We start from the raw sequence: 21,797 nt of genomic DNA, 5'->3' as shown, positions 1-21,797 counted from the left end.
ACGGGGTACCGCATGAACAACCGAAGAACCGCAACACTGACCCTGACCGGCCTGCCGCTTCTGGCCAAGGCCGCAGCAACCCATTCCGTTGAACATACCGAAAGCAAAAAAGAGGCGCCGGAAAATTTCCTGAGCGAAGAAACGGCGCGCATTGTGAGTTATACGATCTATGCGGAGGCGCGCGGCGAAGATTATGAAGGCAAACGCGCCGTTGCTTCAGTCATCGCCACCCGGGCCCGGCTGCTGCGCCGAACCATGGCGGAGATCTGCCTGCACGAAAAACAGTTTTCATGCTGGAACAATATCCGTCGGGTTCCGGAAGCGTATGCCCTTGGCACCTATACCAACCTGAGAGATATGGTGGCGCGTGCCGATTCCTACAGTCTCGCCTGGCAGTTACTGTCCTATAACCGCAAGTGGGACCGGTTTACCCACTTTTACAATCCTTCAAAAGCCAACCCCTCCTGGGCTTCGAAACTCACCGGAATCAAAACAATCGGCAACCACGTCTTCGGTTTCATGGAACCCCGGTATATGCCGCGCTGAAACTCGAACAAAGAATGCTCGCCACTCTGTTTGCGTCTTCCCCGAAAAATATATGCAGGTAAATAAGCGTATTACACCTGCATAAATATTCATGTGTTTCTGACGATTTCCTCATCCTGCCAAGATCCCGGTATTCCAATGTGGTCTACGGTTTCAGGTGCATTCCACGAAAAGGCAGCAAAGAGCTGTATGCACCTTGAAATACCTTACATACCGCCCCGGTGTAATTCGGGATTGCGGTAGATTTTAATCACAACACGGGAGATTGATTATGAACAAACTTACTCTGGCCGCGGCAGGCCTCGTTGCTGTATCCGCTGCAAACAGCGCTCTTGCCCGCAGGCACTACTGCAAAACCGGCAAACTGTTCCAGCATGTTGCAAGCTTTGATGTCATGGCCGGAAACGGCTCTGCCGTGGCAGAAATTACCGATGCCACAAAAGACGGAAAACAGCTGGTCTACACCGACGGCGAAAACAAAGCCATTGGTTTTGTGAATATCGCCAACCCGGCCGTTCCCATGGGCGAAGGTTCTGTGAACGTCGGAGGTGAACCGACCAGTCTGGTCATTCTGGATGATCTGGTTCTGGTGGGCGTGAATACCTCGGATGACTATGCATCTCCTTCCGGGAAACTGGTGGTGATTGACCGGATCAGCCATAATATTCTGGCCGAACGCGAGCTGGGCGGACAGCCCGATTCTCTGGCCCTTTCTCCGGACCACCGATACGCCGCTATCGTTATCGAAAACGAACGCGACGAAGATCTGAATGACGGCTTTATTCCGCAGAACAAAACCGGCGCACTGCTGATTGTCGACCTCGTTGGCGAAGCGGACGACTGGAACATCCGCGCTGCCGATCTTTCCCCGGTGGCTGCCCATGCCTATGCCGGCCCAGACCTTGAACCGGAATATGTGGACATCAACACACAGAATGAAGCCGTGGTTACCTTTCAGGAAAACAACCACCTCGCCGTCATTGATCTGGCTACCGGCGACATCCTCAATGAGTTTTCCTGTGGTTCCGTTGAACTCTCCAATGTCGATACCGAGGAAGAAGGCCTGATCGCCTTCACCGACACCATCACCAAGCGCCGGGAGCCTGATGCTGTAACCTGGATCGATCATGATTCGTTCGCTACGGCCAACGAAGGTGACTACGAAGATGAAAACGGTGAAGGCGGTGGTAGCCGTGGCTTCACCATTTTCAATCAGAACGGAACCGTGGAATATGAATCCGCCGAATCGTTCGAGCACTGGCTCGCCAGCGCCGGGCACTACAATGAAGACCGCTCAGGCAACAAAGGCTGTGAACCTGAAGCCGTAGAATTTGGAACCTTCGAAGGCCGAAATTTTCTGTTTGTCGGTTCAGAGCGAGCCAACGCGATCGGTGTTTACAGTATTTCCCGCAACGGAAGACTGACTGCGGAACAGCTGCTGCCGACCGGCATCGGTCCGGAGGGCCTCAAGGTCATTGAAAAACGCGGACTTTTCGTTGCTTCCACAGAAAAGGACGAAGAAGAAGCCGGCATTCCGACCATGATCAATATTTATCAACTGCGAAGAGGTCCGGCATTTTATCCAACCATCCAATCCGTTAACGACGAAAACGGAGCACCCATTCCGTGGGTGGCCCTCTCCGGTCTGACCGCCGACTGCTGGAATCCGAACCGCCTTTATGCGGTCAGCGATTCCTTCCTCTCCGAAGGCTTCATCTATACGATCAAAGCCAACACCCATCCGGCTCAGATTGTCAACCGCATCCCGGTCACCGGAGCCTCCTGCGGTCTTGACCTGGAAGGGATTTCCAAAGGCTGGGACGGCAGCTTCTGGCTCGCGTCAGAAGGAAATGCAGATGATCTTCCGAACATGATCCTGAAAGTCGATCGCAACGGCTCGGTGCTCAACGAAATTCTCCTGCCGGACTTCCTTGAAGAGCATGCCCGTAAAAACGGTTTTGAAGGTATTGCCGTTACCGGATGGCCGGGACGTGAGATCGTCTATGTTGCCATCCAGCGTGCCTGGCCGAACACCGGCGACATCGATAAAAAACACACTAAAATCGGTCGTTACGATGTTGCGAAAGATGAGTGGAGCTTTGTGTATTATCCGCTCGAAGCCGAAAGCGATGGCGGATGGATCGGTCTGTCCGAACTCACGCATATCGCCGGGAACTGGTTTGCTGTGATCGAGCGTGATAAAGGCTGGGGACCGAGCACCGGTCTGAATGCCGAACTCAAATCGGTCTACGCCGTTCGCCTGAGCAAAAACGACTTCAAGCCCTACACCGAAACCTTGAAAACCGTTCGTAAATACGAACTGGCCGACCTGCAGCCTGCACTGGATGCCTCCAGCATCTGGACCACTGAAAAACTTGAAGGACTGGCCATCAACCGCTTCGGCAGAATCTACGTGGTTTCCGACAACGACGGAGTGGACGAAGCTCCGGGCGAAACCCTGTTCCTGCGCATCCGCTAAAAAATACGGTTCCACCGGTTAAAAAAAGGTCGGCCTCCGGGTCGGCCTTTTTGGGTATCGGACCGCAATCATCCGTAACTCTTCTGCAGGAACGCCTGTGTTTCCAAAGCGTGGAAACCGATAGATTGACGTCCAATCAACCCAAGGATTTCCGATGAAATATATTGCTCTTGCACTGGCGTACGCATCCACCGTATGGGCTGCACAGACGACACTGTATACTGAACTTCCGGAAGACTGTCCGACGCCCGATGCATTTGCCGTCGCTCCCGACGGCACCCTGACGCTCTCCTGCCCTAACTACGCGCCCGGCGGTTATTCCGGAGCCCTGCTCTCGATTTCCAAAGACCGGAAAATCCGTCGTTTGCCCGATTATACCATTCCCGGTTTTTCAGGAAAAATCCGGCCCATGGGACTGGCCTACGGACCGGATGGAACGCTCTTTGTGAATTCAAACGGACGGGTTCTCGCCCTCTCCTTTGAAGAACAGACCGTCACCACCGAAATTATCGCCCACGGGATCAGCGGACCCAACGGGCTTCGCTGTCACAACGGCGCACTCTATGTAACCGTGCCGCAAATGGCCGGAATCAAAAAAGACCGAAACGTCGGCGGCGTTTACCGTTTCCAGATTTCGGAACGTGACGTGAAGGTGAGTAATTCCACAGCCGACAAACACCTTATTTTCACCTCGGAAACGAAAAATTCGGAAAAACAGTTCGGTCTCGATGGCCTTGCATTTGATCAAAAAGGACATCTGTATGTGGGCGACTTCGGGGACGGGACCGTTTTCAGGCTCACACTTGACCGCTCCGGGAAGGTGGTTGATTCAGCACATTACGCCGACCTGAACACCACAGGAATCGACGGTATGATTTTCGATAAACGCGGCCATCTCATCGTCTGCGGTTTTTCAAAAAATGCCCTCTACTCGGTCGCACCGAACGGCACCGTAACCACCGTGGTGCAGTATCCGGACAACGACGGCTCGAACGGCGAGCTCGACCAACCGGTCGACCTGGTATTTTTTGATGGAAAACTGGTGATCTCCAACTTTGATCTGATGAGCGAACCGACGATGGTCAACCGATCCCACGGAAAACCCTATACGCTTTCATTTCTGGAGGTCGATTGGATTCCTTAAAGGCTAATCCTTTGCGAAAGTAATGCCCAGACTGAGCGGCGCGCTGGAAACGTTCATACCATCCGCATAAATTCCGACGGCCCGGATCCGGTTCGGACCTTCGCCCAGCACCCGCTCATCAAGCACAAGTTCGACATCGTCGGCATAAACTTTTTCGTCAAGAACCACCTCGCCGCAAACCAGCCTGACCTTTTCCGGTTTTTCAGCACCGCCGGGCTGCACCTTAATGCCGTGCTCATGCTTAGCCAGCCGGCTGATTTCCGGTTGAATACGGATTGATCGTCCGGTCCTGTTCACCATGATCGGCTTATCAACTGTCATGTTGTATTCTACCATATGCCTGATACTGGCCGTGACACGCAGTTCGTGATAGCCGTCGCTCAAATTCAGAACACGCAGATAAAATGAGTTCTGATCCGACTGCTCCTGCACAATTTTTCCGTCCACGAAAAAAGTATATTCAAACTGTGCACCCTGGATCTTTGATTCCACCGCGGCGACATAGGTAAAGTCATTTTTTACGGTATCCGTGCCCAGAATGCGCAACCCGAACGCCGGGGCATACGGTTTCGCCAACGGGTCCCCCACCAGCAGCGTCTGCAGCGGACAGGCAATGGACTGATAGAAACTTTCAAGCATCGTGCAGCCGGCGGCATAATGTACATAAAAACGCGCCGACGGAAATTTATTGGGATTGGAATAGGGCTCTACCACCGCACCGGCAGAAGCGGTGGCCCCGGCGGCAATCCAGTCGGTACACTTGGACTGCCGCTTCTGAAATTCCGCGCTCCAGCTGGTGAGATGTTCTGCCATGGCTCCGTTAGCAAACGACCCCACGGAAGCGGCGTCCACCGTTTCAGCTCCCATGAGAATGCCCATCACATTTTTTTCTCCGGCCGGAAAATTCGTAGTTACCGTGGCTTTGATTCCGCGCTGCTGCAGTTCATTCACCGCCGGATAAAACTGCCACTCACGGCATTTCGAGCGGACATCATCGCTCTGCACAAAATAAATACCCGAACGCATGCCCCGGTGGTCCGAGGCCGCACCGCGGGCCAGAGCATTCAGCACCTCCTGCACCGTATTCCCGTTTTCGCCGGTATAGCCCAGCATCATGCTCGGCAACGGCATACGGTCACCCAGCCCGCGCTGCAGCCAGGCGGCTTCCGGCGGCACTTTCGCCTCCGGCCCCAGTCCCTTTTTCTGCATCGCCAGCGACATGGCATTGAGGTTGAGTTTGATGCGTTCGTTGGGGCCTGCAAACAGTTTAGAAAGAAACTTCCCTTCTTCCACCAGACTCAGCCCGGGCAGTTTATTGCGCATAAAAGTGAGGCCGCCCACCGACATCTGTTTGCGGTCAGACGGATCGGTTTCAACCCGAATGGGGAAATCGCAGGAATAGATCCAGGCCAGAATCTGATTTTCCAGTCCACGTTCTCTGATGGCCGCATTCGCCGGTTCCCAGATCAGCCATTTAAACTGCTCGGGCGTAACGGTGGCCTTTCCGCCGTAAAGATTTTCCGGCAAATCAAGATAGATCACATTACGTTGCGGAATCCGGCGTTGAGCAAGATAGGTGTTCGCCACCTTCAGCGAATCCTGCGATTTGCGGTTCACCAGCAGCAGGCATTCATGCGGCATCTGCGCTCTTGCCGTGGAAAGAAAAAAAAGACCTGCGGTTACACACAGCATCAGACGGATTTTCTTCATACCTGTTTCAAACATAAACTCTCCCGTTTAATCCCAACCGGAAAAAGTATGAAGGGCCTCCCGGACAATTGCAACCCGGGAACGCATACGCAGCCGCTCTGTGCCGTCACTCGCCGAAAACATCGGCTTCAAAAACCTCAAATGCGCAATCCGCTTTCCAGGCATTGGAAGGCCGTCCCGCCTTTACGGAAAGGTGAGTCAGCGTGGTCTCCAGATCCCATCCCTGCTCCGTGGCGACCTGCGGCAGAAAGACAGCGGAATGCGGCCCGCAGCTCAAAACAATACCGTGCCGGCCAATCTCTATATGCTCCCAGGAATCCACCGGTTCCGGCGGAGTAAGCACCGAAATTTCGAGATCAACTTCCGCCAGCTCATCTGCACGGAGTTTCGGAAAACGCGGATCATGAAATGCGGCATTCAGGGCCTGCGCGTTCACGGCATCGATCAGCGGTCGGCGCGGAAAAATTTCCCCGATACAGCCGCGCAGCTGCCCCCGTTTATGGAGGGTGACGAAAACGCCGCGCTTTTCCTGCATGACCGGAGTCGGCTGAATTTCAACGGCCGGAATATCCGGTCTCAACTCCTTCGAAATGATATAACGCGCAAAAGCCAGCAGAGTATGCTTATCCTTTGAAGAAAGTTCCGGATACTTCCCCTGCGCCGCATCTGTTTTCCAGTGCCCGGAAACCGCAGCGGAGAGATAGCTCACACAATGCGACCAGTCACCGGTCAGATTTCCGGAAGTCTCATATTTCAGCAGATCAATCTTTGCATCCTCAGGCAGCATAGCGAGCAGCACGGCAATCGGACCGCTGCCGCAGATCGTAGCCCCGGTATCTTGCACATACTGTTGAAACCCCTGCAGATCGTGCGCCTGAATTTTTGCAAACGCCCCCATATCCAGTGCCCGCAGGTTTTCCTCGATATTCTGCGTGAAGGGCACATAGCCGAAACTCTGACCGTAATGGGTAAAATCAGAACTGATCACCAACAGCGTCTCGTCATTCATTAACGGTTTCAGCTCCGCCGCAATCCGCTTTGCACCGGCCTCAGAGAGCTGACCGCAAACCACCGGAATCAATGAAAAACCGTTCAGCACCCGCTGCAGTATCGGCAGTTCAATCTGCACACTATGCTCGTTTCGGTGAGCCTGAGGGTGCGCCAGAAAAACATCATTTTTACGGAGTTCGGAAATCGCCGGGCCGTCCAGCGGGATCAGCCCCAACGGTGTTTTTATGTGCGTCACCTCCGGGATGCTGACTGAATCCTGCAATACGACGCGGTGCGATGGCCCGATAATGATGACCCGTTTAAACCGGCTGTTTTTAAGCAGTTTTGCACCATAGGCCGCGGCCATACCGGAATAGCGGTAGCCGGCATGGGGCAGTAGCAATCCAATCGGATTTTCCACCGCCGGCGGGTCGGCCGCATCAAGATAAGCATCAATAACATGTGCAAGATGAACCGGATCATCACTATACCACTGCCCGGCCAGTCCGGAATCAAGAACCGTTGTCTTCATAACCCTCTCCTCGGCATACAATTTGAGGGTACTCCCGTCTCCGAAACGGGGCAACCCTTCAATCTGCGGAACTTTCCATTGCACGGGACGGGGCATCATTCTATCGTATACTGCATGCTTGAACATCCGATTATTCGATTCGCACTCTGCGGCGGAGGAATTTATCTTCTGCTTAATCTTATTGCGGCCGTCATCTCCGACAGCATTCTGTTTCAGCCGCAACCGCCCGGCTATGCCCATCTGCCGGACGAAGTCCGAATTCCCACCACCGACGGCGAAACCATCAACGCCGTCTGGCTGCATAACCCCGATGCGGAATACACCCTCTTTTTCAGTCATGGCAACGGAGAAGACCTCAGCGTGGTTGTGCCGTTTCTTACGGAATACTACGCCGGCCGTTTTTCCGTACTGGCCTACGACTACCGCGGGTACGGCACCAGCGACGGAGCCCCCTCCTACCGTAAAGCCAAAGACGATGCCGAAGCCGCCTATCAGTGGCTGGTCAATCAGCAGGCGGTGAAACCTTCGAAGATCATTACCATCGGCCGTTCACTCGGCGGCGCGCTGGCGGTTCAGACCGCCGCCCGGCATCCGGTCGGCGGCCTGATCTGCGAGTGCTCCTTTGCCTCGGCCTTCCGGGTCAAAACCGGCGTCCAGATTCTTCCGTGGGACAAATTCAACAACGAAAAATCCATCAAATCCGTCCAATGTCCCGTCCTGATTATTCACGGACGCGACGACCACGTGGTCCCTTTCAGCCACGGGCAAAAACTCTACGCGGCCGCCCCTGAACCCAAACAGCATTTCTGGATCGACGACGCCCGGCACATGGACTACGCCTATGTCGCCGGTGATCAATACCTGCAAACGATCCTCTCGTTTATCGAAGAATTATAGATTGAAGAATCGACGGTTCTGCCGAATCTCCTTCGATCCGTTAATCTGTGACGAGACCGAAATAACGAACAATCAGTTCAGCGGGACCGGTGTTGATGATTTCATGGGCGTCGCCGGGTTCGACCACGACGGTGATACCGGGGGAAAACTCGTAGCCGACTTCATTAACCCGTATTTCACCGCAGCCTGATTCGCAGGTGAAAATTTCGGTCATATCGCGGTGCACATGGCGGTCCGCTTTTTCGCCGGGCGGAAAGACGGCCCGGGAATAGTTGGTGAGGTGCGGAACCACACCATTTTCCACCACCACCTGTTTGCGTATCTTTGCATTATGCGAGACGGAAGTTTCGGGAACATCGTTGATTCTGACCAGCTTCATAACATTCAGCAGAGCACAGTTTCCAACCATTGGAAAGAGAGAAGCTCAGTGACGCAGCAGCTCCTCTTCGCCGATCCGCGCATCGGGATCTAAGACCACGGTTTTACGGTAAACGGTGGTCTCCTCGCCGGGCGTTGCTACAAAATCGAACGGAATGGTTTTTGCGGTTTCTCCCGATTCCGAAATATGTGATGCGAGATAGATGCCGGTCACCTGAAAACGGTTGATCGCCAAAGGCTCGATTTTCACCGTGAAGTTTTCACCGGGCATCCCGGAAACCGCCACCATTTCATCGCCCATAAGACATTCGGTTTCCGAAGAATAGCCCACCACCGTTGCACTGCGTTTCACCCGGGCCCACACCGAAGGCTCAACCACGATGGAGAACTGGTGATTTTTCCCGCGCGATTCCACATCGCCTTTTTCCCGGACCTGAACCGCATGGTCCATCCAGAAGCCGATTTTTTCATCATTTACCGGGTCGATTTTTATAATCAGCTCATCCGTAACCATGTAAGATTTCGGCACCGTCGTTTTCAGACTGCCGCATCCCGCCAAAAGAAGAAATAATCCCGCCCTCAGTATCACGTTCATCATTCACCCCCCTGATTTCCAACAGTTAATCAGAAGCTAAAATCATGAACAAGAATACTTATTTAATCAAGTTACGGGCAGATACCGCATCCGTTCAGTTGGTGCAGCATGGATTCAAGCCATTGGAGTTTCATTTTCTGCAGCATCGGACTCGGGTGCGCATTCAGCAACGGATGCACCGCCGAGGGCACCGTGACGGTTGGAATTTCACCGATTCGCGCCATACACTGTTCCGCCAGCGGCAACAGGCCCTGATCCTGCCCCCACCCCAGCACGATCGGCGTATCCGTTTTGCGTTGCAGCGAAAATGCACACTCGTTCTGCCGTTCCGTGCAAAACAGGCTGTGCACATGCCCGCCCGTCTCGCTGCGCAACATATCGACTTTTTCCAAAAACTTTCCGGATTTCGGATCTCGCAGATCAGAGAGATTCAGTACCCGAATATGGTTCCAGCCTTTGGAAACCGCCACCCGCATCACCTGATACTGCGTGTTATCGGGCTGCGTGAGCACCAGCTCCTTCCTCCGGCCTTTTCCGGACTCCGGATATTCAATCACCGGATCCACATGCCCATCCACTTTTGGTCGAGACGACCCCGGATTCATCATAATCACGACCACATCCGGAATCATTTCCGAAATGGCCGAGGGGTCCTTCTGCGGCACCGTCTCATCCACAATTTCAAGCACACTGCGGCATTTAACCTTTTCCCCGCTCATCAGTCCCAATTCGTAGAAATGACCGAAACACGTAAAGCGCTTTTTCAGTTCCGTCGCATACAAAAAATCCATCATTTATTCCTTTGGTCATTTCACCTGCAATAAAGGCGAACGCATCGCGTCATAATTATCCACCTATTTTAATCTTTTTGAGCGAAGGGGAACAAACTATCTTTAATGCAATAGAAACAGTTGGGGTTTGTATGCACATTGTAATCGATATTCTGGCAGGCATCGTACTGCTTTTTTTCCTGTTGGCAGGATGGCACAAAGGTTTTCTGCTCTCCATTCTCAGTGTGGTCCGGGTTATCCTGGCCTATGGTGTCGCCTTTTTTTCCGGCCGCTATATTGGGTCTTGGCTCGGTGAAGTGGCGCATAGACCCCGCATTGTCACCATTCCGGTCATCGCAGGTCTGACCTTCATCATCATTACCTTCATTTTCCACGTCGTCATGACGAACATCCGCGACAACCACAAGGAGAAGGAGGAAAAGGAAAACTACAGCCACCCATGGTACAGCGCGCTCAGCGGCGCAGCCATCAACCTCTTTGTCGGTCTCTTTTCGATGATCTTCCTTTTCTGGCTGGGTGATGTCTTCAGTGTGGGTGCCACCGGAAAGCCGATTCCAGGCTCCGGAAATTCAAAATTTGCCTCACTCGCCCGGCGCGGTGCCTATGAGGCGGTTTATCTGATCGGCGCACGCGAGGGCCGCGAATCGCAGGCCGCCGCCTCCGCCCGCGTGATCAGCAACCCCGCCCTGGGCATGCGGCACCTCGAAAATCTCATGGCGGCGGAAACCATTCAGACTCTGGTCAAAGACCGCCAATTTGCCGAAGACCTGCTCAGCGGGGATGCCGGCCGGATTGAAAGCAACGCTTCCTTGCAGGCACTGTTCAACGACACCCAAACGCTTGAAGAGCTGAAAGCACTCGGTTTCTTCAGCGGCCGCGAAAAAAAATCCGAACTCTGTCAGAGCCTCTCGCGTTTCGGCAGTAATGAAAAGATACAGGCCAGTCTGCAGAGCCTGAAAGAGCGCGACCTGCTCAGTACCGACAAAATCACCCTGCTTATCCGCGACCCGGAATTCGATGTAATTATCGGAGAAGTGCTTAAATAGAAGCAAGGTTGACCTGCCGTCGCCCGCAGTATACGATTTTTACAGAGTTTTAATCATTTTAAACCAAGGAGAGATACCCATGAAGAGCTGTATTCTATTATCCGCCCTCATTCTAGTTTCCGCCGGGGCCCTCACCGGCTGTAAAACCAAGGTCGAACGAGTGGCCGCCGATGAACAGATCGATATTTCCGGCCGCTGGAACGACACCGATTCCCAGCTCGTCTCTCAGGAAATGATTGCCGATATTGCCCAGCGTCCGTGGATCGAAGAATACACCGCCAAAAACGGAAAAAAACCGGTCGTCATCGTCGGCACTATCCGCAACCTCAGCTCCGAACACATCGAAACCGGCACTTTTGTTAAAGACCTCGAACGCGAACTGATCAATAACGGCCGCGTCACATTTGTGGCCAATAAAACGGAACGTGGCGAGCTTCGCGAAGAACGGAAAGAACAGCAGACCTGGTCGCGCGAAGAAACTCAGAAACGCCTTGCCGCCGAAACCGGCGCGGACTACATGCTGCAGGGCGGCATCAAAACCATCATCGACTCCGAAGGCAAACGCTCGGTTAAATTCTACCAGGTGGACATGGAAATGGTCCATCTTGAGACCAACGAAAAGGTCTGGATGGGTGACAAAAAAATCAAAAAATACGTCAAGAAAAGCTCGGTTAAATGGTAATTCACTCTCAGGAAGACGGCGTGCAAGCGCCGCTCTTCCGGTACTGATCCCGTGCCCCGCCCACTGCCCATAATTCTGCTCGGCCTGACCGCTCTCCTGAGCGGCTGTGCGCATCTGCGCACCAGTAAGACACACTATGCCGGTACCGCCTCTATGCTGGCCAAGGGGGACTATTCCTCGGCCATCAGCAAAATCGAAGCCGCGAAAGAAAAATCGTACACCCATAAAGACCGGGTCGTCTACTACCTCGATACGGGCATGCTTTACCACTGGAACGGGCAATATGAAAAAAGCAACGAACAGCTGGAAAAAGCTGAGCGGGCTATTGAAGAAAACTTCACCAAAAGCATCTCCCGCTCCGCCTCCTCCCTCATTCTCAATGACAATGCGCGGGCCTATGCCGGAGAAGACTATGAAGACATCTATCTCAATGCCTTCAAGGCCCTCAACTATCTCGCTCTGGGCAAAAACGATTCCGCATTTGTGGAAGTGCGGCGCATCAACCAGAAACTCACGCAGCTGGAAGATAAATACGACAACGTTGCACAAAAGCTGAACGAAGCCGAAGAAGCCCACGAAGAATTCGCTCCCGGGAAAAACTATTTTCAGGAATCCGCCCTCGGCCGATACCTCAGCATGCTGCTCTACCGCAACGAAGACCGCTGGGACGACGTACGCATCGACCTCGAAAAAATTTCCAAAGGCTGGAAACTCCAGCCCGACATCTACACCTTCAACGAACCCGACTTTTCAGCCTCCACCGATCAGGTCTATCCGCCAGAAGCCCGCCTCAACGTGATCGCCTTCAGCGGTCTCGGCCCCGAGAAAAAAGCGAGCTCATTTTATGTATTTACGGAAGAGAACCTCATTGTACTCGCCGGCACGCAGGAGGATTATCTCGGCAAACAGGAGCTCAACGGGCTCAGTGCCATTCCGTGGCCCGGCGTCAAGGCAGGCTATAATTTCAAATTCCAGTTGCCGAAAATGCTGAAGCATCCTTCACAGGTAAACCGCATCGATGCAGAGATTGAAAGCGTCGGCACCAGCAGTCTCCAACGGCTGGAAAGTCTGGAAAACGCGGCTGTCGAAACCTTCGGCATCCGGAAACCGCTGATTTACATGAAAACGCTCACCCGCGCCGTAGTGAAAGGACTCGCCACGCAGACCGCCACGGAACAGGCAACCGACAACATGGACAGCGGTCTCGCCTTCTTTACCCGACTGGCCACCACTGCACTGGTCAACCGGACTGAAAATGCCGACCTGCGCATATCACGCTTTTTTCCGGCCGATGCCTCCATCCGCGAAATTCACCTGCCGGAAGGGCTCTATAATATCCGGATCAAGTACTATGACCTTGCTGGTAAGCTCCTTTTCACGGATGAACGAAACGGAGTTTCCATTAAAGCCGGGAAACTGAATGTCCTTGAATCCGCCTATCTCAACTGAGGATCACCATGAAACCCAAATCGGCCAATCCCCTTGATCTCTTCAGAAAAAATGGAACCCTGCTCTGCGGTCTGGTGTTGCTTCCAGCGCTGATTCTATCAACCGGCTGCATGTCGGGAAACCGGCAACCGGCCTGGCTGACCAACCCGAAAACAGTCTATCCCGATTCCGATTACCTCGTAGCCGTCGGCACCGGCGACACACGCCATTCCGCCGAAAATGCGGCGGCAGCCAGTCTTTCACGGATTTTTGAATCGCACATCGAATCTGACGAACGCCTGTTGGATCAAACCCTCGAAACCCAATCCAGCTTCGACCGCACCACCAGCTTTTCCTCCGACATCAACATTCTCTCCGCGCAGACCCTCTATAACATTCAGTTTGCCGAAGCCTGGAAAGACAGCCTCGGGCGCTACCACGCCGTCGCCTACCTCAACCGCAGTGACACGGCGAAAATTTATCGCGACAAAATCAGCGAACAAACCACCCGCGTCAACTTTCTCCGTTCCAACGCGGAACTCACCGACAATATCCTGCAGAAGTATGCCACGCTGCGCACCGCCAACCGGCACGCACAAGAAGCCGACTATCTGCTGCGTCAGCTCAACGTCATTCACCCGCGCTCCGTTCCGGACGCCACCCCGTCTTATTCCCTGAATCAGTTGGGCAAGGCCCTCGCTGATACCGCCAAAGAAATCAAGGTTGAGATCCATGTTGACGGAGACGAAAAAAACAGGATGCAGGCCACGTTGCAGGACTTCATCACACGCTACGGCTTTGTGATCGGAACGCCGGCCATACTGAAAATTGATACTCAGATTGAAGTTGCGGATACCGGCGAGCGCGAACAGGGGCTTATTTTTGTGCGCTACGAAATGCTGCTTCAGATTACCGACCCGGACGGAAACGGGGTGGTCACCGTGCTCGACAAAGGACGCGAAGCCCATAAAACCATGGAACAGGCCCGCACCCGCTCCTTCCGGACATTGGAAAATTCCATCCAGGCCAACGGTGCCCAGCGGCTGGATCTTTATTTTGATTCGCTCATCGACCAGCCGTAAACTTCCATCCCGCGAATTATGGACGAGGAATTCCGCTGCCCGGCATCAACTGCGCATTCCGCACCACTTTCGGAACCAGACCAATGGTGGCGAGCATCAGAACAATCAGCCCCGCGAATCCAACCAGAATTGAGTCGTAATCGGTGAAGACTAAACCGCCGATTTTCCACTCTTCGGCCAGCGCATGCCATTCAATCAACCGCGAAACAATGAGCCCGGAAAGAGCCATCCCCAGATTGAAGAGCGTCATATTCACTGCCGTTGAGAGCGACTTATTCGTGGCGGGAATCAGTGCAAGCACTTCCGATGTATTGGCCACGCCGGCCATGGCCCCCACCAAACTGAAAACAAAAGTGCATGCGAGCACATGCACAAAAATCGTCCAGGGCATCATATCGCGCAACAGCATAAACAGAATTGTGCTGGCGTAGGCCAGATGGGTAAAAAGGAAAACCCGCTTCGTTCCGAAGCGGTCAACGGCCCGCCCGCCCAGCGCACAGCCCGCCACATTCCCGGCAAGAAATAAGTTTCCTGCCAGCATAATCTGCGCTTCAGAGAACCCGAAGATATCCTTCTGCATCAGTCCGAACACAATCGGGATGCCTGCCGTAAAAAGCGTAATCAGAAAAATATAGGCATTGAACTGCGTGAACCCCGGAATGTGTGTAACTTCCGTACAGGCCTTGTAAAAGGATCTTTTTTTATGCGTCTCACCGTCTTCACGTTCCAATTCCGGGATCCGGGCATAGGTGAAATACCGCAAGACATGGGCCACCAGAATCACCCCGATCAATACCTGAAAAGCCCACATTGACTGCGTCATTTTCATCATCCCCGCAACCGCCAGCGTGAACAGAATGTTCACTGTCATAAAGGTGACGCGCAGCCGACCGAAAAAACGCCCGCGAACCGAGGGCGGAATAATCGGATTCAGCAACGCGAACCAGCTGGCCCCCTGCAGGCTCCCGCCGAGACAGAACAGCAGCAGCGAACCGACCACCATCGCCAGTCCGGCGTGTATCCAGCCCGCCGCCAGCATCATCATCAGACTGAGCACCATAAAAACCTGCCCGATCAGCGCCAGTTTCAACTTGCCCAGCCGGTCAGAAAGAAAGGCAAACGGCAACAGGAGAAACACACTGAACAGCGACGGCAGCGCAGACAGTGAAGCGAAGGATGAACTGGAAAAACCCAGTTTCGTGAAATAGTTCAGGTAAAATCCGTTCTGAAAAAGAAATGCACTCAACATGCCCAGACACTGGGTCGTAATGATGATACGAAATGCGCGATTTCTCTGTTCGTCGGTAAGCATAGAGTTTCAGGGATAAATTGAAGGAAAAAGGGATATTGGATTTATCGGAATAAGTAAACTCCTCCATTTGGCCAATGCACTGCAAAGCGTTTAACTTTCCAGTTTCCAGTTCCCGTCCATTCCCCTATTTTCCAGAGCATGGAATCAGGACTTTATATTGTAGGCACCCCTATCGGAAATCTCGGCGATATCTCATTCAGAGCCTTGGAAACGCTGAAAGGTGTTGATCTGATTGTAGCGGAAGATACTCGCCATACTCGACGCCTGACCGACCGCTATGAAATTTCAACGCACATGATGAGCTGCCACAAATTCAACGAAAACCAGCGCTCGGAACAGATTATCGAACGAATTCAGAACGGCGGAACCGTTGCCATGGTCACCGATTCAGGGATGCCCTGTATTTCCGACCCGGGATCGCGCGTCATTCTCCACTGCCGCGAAGCCGGCATTCCGATCACCGCAGTCCCCGGCCCGGCCGCCGTCACCACTGCCGTAGCCCTCAGCGGATTCGGTGAAAAAGGCTTTATTTTTGCCGGTTTTCTGCCGCACAAAAGCGGCGGACGGAAACGCGACCTGCTGAAATGGGCCGATGCCGACCTTCCCGTGGTGCTCTACGAATCGCCCTATCGTCTCATTAAAGTACTCAACGAAATCGAAGAGCATCTCGGAGCCGGCCGCACCGTCTTTGTAGGACGCGAACTCACCAAAAAATTCGAGGAATGCACCTGCGGAACCCCGCAGGAAATCCGCGCAACCTATGAACAAAGAACGGTTAAAGGTGAATGTGTGGTGATCATCCTGCCTGAAAAACATTAAACCAAATCGTCTTTTTTTAATTCTTTTTGTGCCGCAACGACGAGTAAAAACCATGATTTTCAACTATTCACGTTGAACTCATCAATCGCAATGCTAGTATCTGCACGGTTCGGAAATTGACAAGGGGTTAGAAATACATGGGTTCGGGAACGAATGGTGACAACCTAACAGCGGCATATATTGACCACACGGCAATCGTCCGGGTTGAAGGACGTGGTTCTTTCAAGGTCAGCCCGCCGATGAAGCAGTTTATCCATCAGGTGATGGACCAACATTCTGCAGATCGTATTCTTTTGGATATGGCGGATTGTACCGGAATGGACAGTACCTTCATGGGTGTCGTGGCTGGATTGGCCTGCCTTGTTAAAAGTAAACCCGAATATCAGTTCAAGCTCGTAAACCTCTCCGAAAAAAACAGAAAACTGCTCACCACCCTCGGCGTCGACCGCGTCGTCGATTACACCCTCGCCTCCGACACGATTGAAGACTGCGATATCTGCGGCAAAGCCCGCCCTCTTGAACCCAATCCCGCCGACAAACTTGAAGCTGCAAAAACCACCCTTGAAGCCCACGAAAAGCTCGTGGAAATCAATCCCGAGAATCTGCCGAAATTTAAATCGGTCCTCGAATTTCTCGAAGACGACGTCCGCGCCCTCGGCGGAAAATAACGACTCCTACTGATTTCCCTCAAACTGAACCCGGAAAAACTGATTGCTTGCAGTTGCCGGAACCAGCAGTTCCGTTTCCACCATTCCGTTGGTTACCGTCTGAGTCGTAATCTCCGGCACAGCATTCGTCCAGGTCTGAAGATTTTCCGAAACCAGCAGCCGGGAGGTCCCCTGCACCACCGAGGGCAGCTCATACGACAACTTCAGCGCATCCCGCCCGAAGCGGTCTATGGACTTCGAATATGCGAGCGCCGGGTAATCCCCCGCCGCTTCCCACTCAGCAAACCCGACTAAATCTTCCGGCGTCTCAAGAACCCGGAATTCTACCAGAACATCCTCCGCCGGTGCGGTGAAGGCATCCCCGGGCTGAGAAGCGCGCAACGTCACAGTTCCGGCCGAAGACGGCAGCACATAAACATGATTCAGCTCACCGACTACCCCCTCGCCGCTATCCACATAAAGATGCACCGGAAGCCCGCTGCTCGAATAAGCCTGCACGGTGAAATAACCGGGTGCCGCAACCGAATCGGAAATCGGCTCCACAAAAATATGCTGCACCTGCTCTGCAATCCGGAATGAGCGGAGCACCGGGGACGCCGGCGCATATACCGCACTGCCTCCCTGCGAGGCCACCACCTCAACCGTTCCCGTGCCGGTAAAATAAAGGGTGCTGTTCGTCAGTGCCGCCGGACCGCTCACCGAAAAACTCACCGGCAGACCGCTGTCCGCCTCCCCCGAAAGTTCCAGCGTCTGGAAATCGAGCTGCTGATGCGGAATCGGTTCGAATGTAATCGTCTGCAGCTCACCGCTTACTGCCGAACGGTTAATCACCCCCACCGCATCGAGATCAAATCCGGCACTGCCGATTGTTGGATAAGGATCGTAGATGGCATATCCTCCAGAATCAGAATAATTACCGTCACCGACAATATCAATCAGCCTGACGTAACTGACATGTTCAAAATCGAGTAAGCCGATATTGTTGGTAAAATCCGTAACAAATTCCGGCGAATATTCATGTATTCCGGAAGCAATGGTATTGGACGTCGCACTGAGTGCACTCAAATCAAACGGCGTACCGACGCCCTGCTTATAGCGACTGGCCAGGCCGTCAACCAAAGTCGGGTCCACATGACCGAATCCGCCCACCGGATTCGGTGTAAGCGAAGAATTGGGAAAGCGCACAAAATGAATACCGTCCGAAGATACTTCCACATAAGCCAGCTCCAGAAAGGTGGAACTGATGCCGTTTTCAAAAACAGCAAAGTCCGCCCCCTCGCCGTCCGCAATGCCCTGTGAAAAAGTCAGTGTAATCTCGCCGCCGCGCCCTAATCCTACAATGTCATAAGAATTACCAACAGCTTGACCCAGTGCCTTTTCCGGCGTTTTCCAGCTATCAGTCAGATTCGTGCCGAAAAGATAATTGGTATATCCGTCCGCCCAGAGCACAATTGAAAGATCGTTCATGCCGATTCCGTCATCGGCCGGAAAACTTTCAACCGCCGACACATCCATCCATGACAACCCGAACAGCAGTACAGCAAAAATCCATTTTTTCATCATTAAAACTCCAGCATCATTGAGCACCGGAAACTGCGGCCGGCTCCCGGATAATACACCCCGCTGTATGCCGTAGTGGCATAGATTTCATCCAGCAGGTTTTCCATACTGATATTAAGACGGATACGCGGACTCATGCGAATATCGGCATGCAGCCCCAGCAGACCGTAAGCATCCATTTTCGGCAAAATATTTGCATCATCATTCCCCTGATACTGCTCGGCGACATAGGACCAGGTCAGGGTCAGCCGCAGACGTTCTACCGGATCAATCCAACCGGATACCACTCCATGATACGGTGAAACCAGCGGAATCACATTGCCCTCATATTCTCCACCGGCCAACCTGGCATCCTGAACGGCCCAACGGGTATTCGCCCCATACCACTCGCGATCCCAGGCCACTTCAAATTCTGTTCCGAGCCGTTTCGTTTTTCCCAGATTCCGGTTCAGCATCAGCACCTGATCATAGACGATTTCGTTATCCATGAATAATGCATACGCCGACCATTGGAACCGCCACAACCCGTTTCCCCACTGGACTCCTGTCACAAAATGATTCCCCTCTTCCGGATCAAGCCGGGTATTCAGCGGCTCACTGAGTTCAAATTCATTATAGGCCGCCGCTTCATCAAGTGTGGGATACCGATAACAGCGATCATAGCGAACCCATCCCTCAAAATTCCGGTTAAATTTACGGGTCAAAGAGAGCGTTGCCGCCCAACCCTCTTTTTTCACTGCTTCATCATAAGAGGTCAGCGGATCCTGATCGGGATCCGGATTATAATTCGGGTTGGAAATCGGTCCCCGATTGGTATCGATGTAGGGCAGAATCTGATTATCAATATAGTCATTGAAATCATTATCGGCCGTTGCATGCTCATACCGTGCCCCGCCGCCCACGATCCAGCGTTCGCGCAGCGTTTTCTGCATAAAAACATAAGGCTGAACCGTAACCCGGCTGAACATACCTTCAGAGCTTGCATAATCAGGATCCGCCTGTAGATCGTTGGTGTGGTCCAGCGTGTCATACGAAGCATCAACCCCTGTCAGCAGAAAATTATCGGCTGATCCCAGTTTAACCCGAGGCCCTAACGAAAAACCATATTGCAGCTCATCCGCCGATCTGCCCGGCAGCTGCCACTCATTCTCCCGGCGACTGATGCCGGTGACCACCCGCGCCTCGCCCCAGCTCTTCGAGGTTTTCCAGATCAGCGATGCCCGGCTTTCGAGATCTTCCGCATATTCATCGCCGGAATAATACGACTGCGTCGGATCCTCCATCATCTGATCATAGAGCAGCGGACCGGGATACTGCCGATAGCTGTCGGTATGGGATACCCGCAATGAAACCATATCCGAATCATTGGCATACCACGCCAGACTGCCCGTCAGCACCGTTGCCCGCGAAAGTGAATTCGAGCGAAACCCCTCCGACTCATACCGGTCGATCCCGGCATAATAATCCACCGGTCCCGCCGCACCGCCGTGACCGATGTAGCCGCTGAGATAACCAAACTCCCCCATCGTACCGAGCACCTGCGTACCCGCATCCGCCCCGCGTTTCGTTGTAATGCTGATAACCCCGGCCAGCGCATTATCGCCATAGAGTACATTCTGTCCGCCGCGGATCACCTCAATCTGTTCGATGTTCATCACCGGCAGACTCTCCCATCCGGCCACCCCCATATCCGGACGGTTCAGCGTATGGCCATCAACCAGAATCAGCGTCCGCAGATGCGAATTCTCCCCGAACCCGCGCATGGCAACCTGCCCGTCGTTCACATTACCCGACGTGTTGCGAATCATCACATTGGCTTCATTACGCAAAAGATCCGGCACGGAAACCGCACCGGATGCTTCGATCGTCTCCCGGTCAATCACCGTCACATCAGCGGCAGTGTCAACCGGAAGCAAAGTCAACTCGTCCTGCTGCCAGGCATAAACCGAAATCTTTTCCTCAACTTCCGCCAATGCAGAGCCCAGAAAAATCAAACAGAATATACATAGCAGCCCGACCTTCATCGTTCATCGCCTCAGCCGCGGAAGAAATATTTCCGGCGACGACGGAACCAGACCAGCCCGCCCGCTCCGGCAACCAGAAGCACCACCGAACTCGGTTCCGGAATGGCATCCACGGTCAAGTTATCCATGGCAAAATAGGTCGGAGTTCCGCTGTCGGTTGAACTCAGGTCGAAGCGCAGCGCCTTCACATCCGTACCCAGTGCCGAAAGGTCTACCCAGGTCCAATCACTTACAACCTGCCCCGAAACGCCCGTGTAGTCCGCCAGATTCACAGAAACCGTTTGATCGATTTCTGCACCGAGGGAATCATATCCAACCACAGTCAGGCTGAACACATCGTTGCTCGCCAGATTAAACGCGCGGGCAAAGCTGTCACCATTCAATAACGAGTCCGCTGCATAGGCCGTATTATTGAAATGAAAACCCATCACTTCAGTAGCCACCGGCAATACCACTGAATTTCCGCCGCCCCAGGGCTCATAAAAAACGGCATACGAACCCGTTCCGCTCGCATCCGATCCGCTGCCGTATACCGCATACTGATTGCCGAAACCGCCCACCGAAGGATTGTTCACACTTGAAAACGTCATCCCGTCCCAGCTCGAAAACCCGCCGCCCCAGTCCGTGCGGTTGCGTACAAACTGTACCCCTTTGGAAGTCCACGACACATCACCGAAACCCGCCGACATATCGTAATCATTCTGGCCCGTTGTCCAGAGCTCATCAAAATCCACAATCACCTCTGCACCGGCCAATGCCGCAAAACTCAACGCGGCCGCCAACATTATCTTTTTCATTTCATCCCTTTCGCCCATAAATCGCGGGTATATTATCTGTTTAATCACTCCCTCCCGCATAGGCACAAAAAAACGCCCGGGCACCGCCGGACGTCTGATCCATTGGGCCTCCTTTAATGCGAAAGAGTCCAACATCTTGAAGGCCTGAAAGTTCTGGCTTCGGGCTTCCCCGTTACAGTTGCGCTACAGCGCCGGAATTTCACCGGACTTCCATCAGGTTCTTCAGAATGAGGCAGGAACCTAAGGCCCCGATGCCCCCCTGTCAAAATCAAATGAAGCCCCGAAGCAACAAAACGCCCGATTCAGCAAGATCAAAC

Annotated in this window: 19 protein-coding genes and 1 riboswitch; of the genes, 10 read left to right on the top strand and 9 right to left on the bottom strand. The window is 53.3% G+C overall.

From position 1 onward, the window contains the following. Window positions 1–12: 12 nt before the first annotated feature. From P9H32_RS12020 to P9H32_RS12010, 3 genes are all read left to right on the top strand, one after another. Window positions 13–546, top strand: a complete 534-nt coding sequence (locus P9H32_RS12020; protein WP_322609139.1) for a cell wall hydrolase — start codon at window positions 13–15, stop codon at window positions 544–546. A gap of 271 nt (window positions 547–817) precedes the next feature. Then, on the top strand, window positions 818–3,025 hold the full coding sequence (locus P9H32_RS12015) for an esterase-like activity of phytase family protein (RefSeq protein ID WP_322609138.1): 2,208 nt from the start codon (window positions 818–820) through the stop codon (window positions 3,023–3,025). Window positions 3,026–3,179: 154 nt separating this feature from the next. Then, window positions 3,180–4,169, top strand: coding sequence for an SMP-30/gluconolactonase/LRE family protein (locus P9H32_RS12010; RefSeq protein WP_322609137.1), 990 nt, complete (start codon window positions 3,180–3,182; stop codon window positions 4,167–4,169). A gap of 3 nt (window positions 4,170–4,172) precedes the next feature. Here P9H32_RS12010 and P9H32_RS12005 read toward each other — a convergent pair whose 3' ends face one another. Next, window positions 4,173–5,894: a hypothetical protein gene (locus P9H32_RS12005; protein WP_322609136.1), complete on the bottom strand. Its 1,722-nt coding sequence runs from the start codon at window positions 5,892–5,894 to the stop codon at window positions 4,173–4,175. A gap of 91 nt (window positions 5,895–5,985) precedes the next feature. Continuing rightward, a complete protein-coding gene (gene amrB / locus P9H32_RS12000; RefSeq protein ID WP_322609135.1) occupies window positions 5,986–7,401 on the bottom strand; it encodes an AmmeMemoRadiSam system protein B in 1,416 nt (471 codons plus the stop codon). 114 nt (window positions 7,402–7,515) lie between these two features. Between amrB and P9H32_RS11995 the strand changes: the two genes are divergently transcribed. Next, entirely contained in the window at window positions 7,516–8,298 is a 783-nt protein-coding gene (locus P9H32_RS11995) for an alpha/beta hydrolase (RefSeq protein WP_322609134.1), read from the top strand. A gap of 40 nt (window positions 8,299–8,338) precedes the next feature. Here the strand turns inward: P9H32_RS11995 and P9H32_RS11990 are convergent, their stop codons facing one another. From P9H32_RS11990 to P9H32_RS11980, 3 genes are all read right to left on the bottom strand, one after another. Next, on the bottom strand, window positions 8,339–8,677 hold the full coding sequence (locus tag P9H32_RS11990) for a cupin domain-containing protein (protein ID WP_322609133.1): 339 nt from the start codon (window positions 8,675–8,677) through the stop codon (window positions 8,339–8,341). A 45-nt stretch (window positions 8,678–8,722) separates the two neighbouring features. Next, a complete protein-coding gene (locus P9H32_RS11985) occupies window positions 8,723–9,274 on the bottom strand; it encodes a hypothetical protein (RefSeq protein WP_322609132.1) in 552 nt (183 codons plus the stop codon). A 68-nt stretch (window positions 9,275–9,342) separates the two neighbouring features. After that, the gene (locus P9H32_RS11980) at window positions 9,343–10,065 is read right to left on the bottom strand and encodes a hypothetical protein (RefSeq protein WP_322609131.1); all 723 of its coding nucleotides are present in this window, start codon (window positions 10,063–10,065) and stop codon (window positions 9,343–9,345) included. Between the two features lie 128 nt (window positions 10,066–10,193). On the opposite strand from P9H32_RS11980, the gene P9H32_RS11975 reads away from it, so the two are divergent. The 4 genes from P9H32_RS11975 to P9H32_RS11960 all read left to right on the top strand — a co-directional run bounded on the left by P9H32_RS11975 (window position 10,194) and on the right by P9H32_RS11960 (window position 14,300). Continuing rightward, a complete protein-coding gene (locus tag P9H32_RS11975) occupies window positions 10,194–11,108 on the top strand; it encodes a CvpA family protein (protein WP_322609130.1) in 915 nt (304 codons plus the stop codon). Between the two features lie 79 nt (window positions 11,109–11,187). Then, on the top strand, window positions 11,188–11,790 hold the full coding sequence (locus P9H32_RS11970; protein ID WP_322609129.1) for a penicillin-binding protein activator LpoB: 603 nt from the start codon (window positions 11,188–11,190) through the stop codon (window positions 11,788–11,790). Between the two features lie 51 nt (window positions 11,791–11,841). Beyond that, on the top strand, window positions 11,842–13,239 hold the full coding sequence (locus P9H32_RS11965) for a COG3014 family protein (RefSeq protein ID WP_322609128.1): 1,398 nt from the start codon (window positions 11,842–11,844) through the stop codon (window positions 13,237–13,239). A gap of 8 nt (window positions 13,240–13,247) precedes the next feature. After that, complete coding sequence (locus tag P9H32_RS11960; RefSeq protein ID WP_322609127.1) at window positions 13,248–14,300, top strand: LPP20 family lipoprotein; 1,053 nt, start codon at window positions 13,248–13,250, stop codon at window positions 14,298–14,300. A 16-nt stretch (window positions 14,301–14,316) separates the two neighbouring features. Here the strand turns inward: P9H32_RS11960 and P9H32_RS11955 are convergent, their stop codons facing one another. Further along, the gene (locus P9H32_RS11955) at window positions 14,317–15,612 is read right to left on the bottom strand and encodes an MFS transporter (protein ID WP_322609126.1); all 1,296 of its coding nucleotides are present in this window, start codon (window positions 15,610–15,612) and stop codon (window positions 14,317–14,319) included. 138 nt (window positions 15,613–15,750) lie between these two features. On the opposite strand from P9H32_RS11955, the gene rsmI reads away from it, so the two are divergent. Together rsmI and P9H32_RS11945 are read left to right on the top strand one after the other, a co-directional pair. Next, entirely contained in the window at window positions 15,751–16,431 is a 681-nt protein-coding gene (gene rsmI, locus P9H32_RS11950; RefSeq protein ID WP_322609125.1) for a 16S rRNA (cytidine(1402)-2'-O)-methyltransferase, read from the top strand. 137 nt (window positions 16,432–16,568) lie between these two features. Next, window positions 16,569–17,099 carry an STAS domain-containing protein gene (locus P9H32_RS11945; protein WP_322609124.1) on the top strand — a complete coding sequence of 177 codons (531 nt, stop codon included), beginning with the start codon at window positions 16,569–16,571 and terminating at the stop codon, window positions 17,097–17,099. Between the two features lie 6 nt (window positions 17,100–17,105). Here P9H32_RS11945 and P9H32_RS11940 read toward each other — a convergent pair whose 3' ends face one another. The 3 genes from P9H32_RS11940 to P9H32_RS11930 are packed head-to-tail and all read right to left on the bottom strand — an operon-like array spanning window position 17,106 to window position 21,480. Further along, the gene (locus P9H32_RS11940; protein WP_322609123.1) at window positions 17,106–18,662 is read right to left on the bottom strand and encodes a hypothetical protein; all 1,557 of its coding nucleotides are present in this window, start codon (window positions 18,660–18,662) and stop codon (window positions 17,106–17,108) included. Continuing rightward, window positions 18,662–20,683, bottom strand: coding sequence for a TonB-dependent receptor (locus P9H32_RS11935; RefSeq protein WP_322609122.1), 2,022 nt, complete (start codon window positions 20,681–20,683; stop codon window positions 18,662–18,664). The genes P9H32_RS11940 and P9H32_RS11935 overlap by 1 nt, the downstream gene beginning before the upstream one ends. 11 nt (window positions 20,684–20,694) lie before the next feature. Continuing rightward, complete coding sequence (locus tag P9H32_RS11930; RefSeq protein WP_322609121.1) at window positions 20,695–21,480, bottom strand: DUF4465 domain-containing protein; 786 nt, start codon at window positions 21,478–21,480, stop codon at window positions 20,695–20,697. 97 nt (window positions 21,481–21,577) lie between these two features. Then, a riboswitch (adenosylcobalamin (AdoCbl) riboswitch) is annotated at window positions 21,578–21,714 on the bottom strand. Between the last annotated feature and the right edge of the window lie 83 nt (window positions 21,715–21,797).

Origin of the sequence: Pontiella agarivorans, assembly GCF_034531395.1 — a bacterium.
Classification (GTDB): domain Bacteria; phylum Verrucomicrobiota; class Kiritimatiellia; order Kiritimatiellales; family Pontiellaceae; genus Pontiella; species Pontiella agarivorans.
The sequence above is the reverse complement of the archived record's forward strand: the minus strand, read 5'-3'. Positions and strand labels throughout refer to the sequence as shown.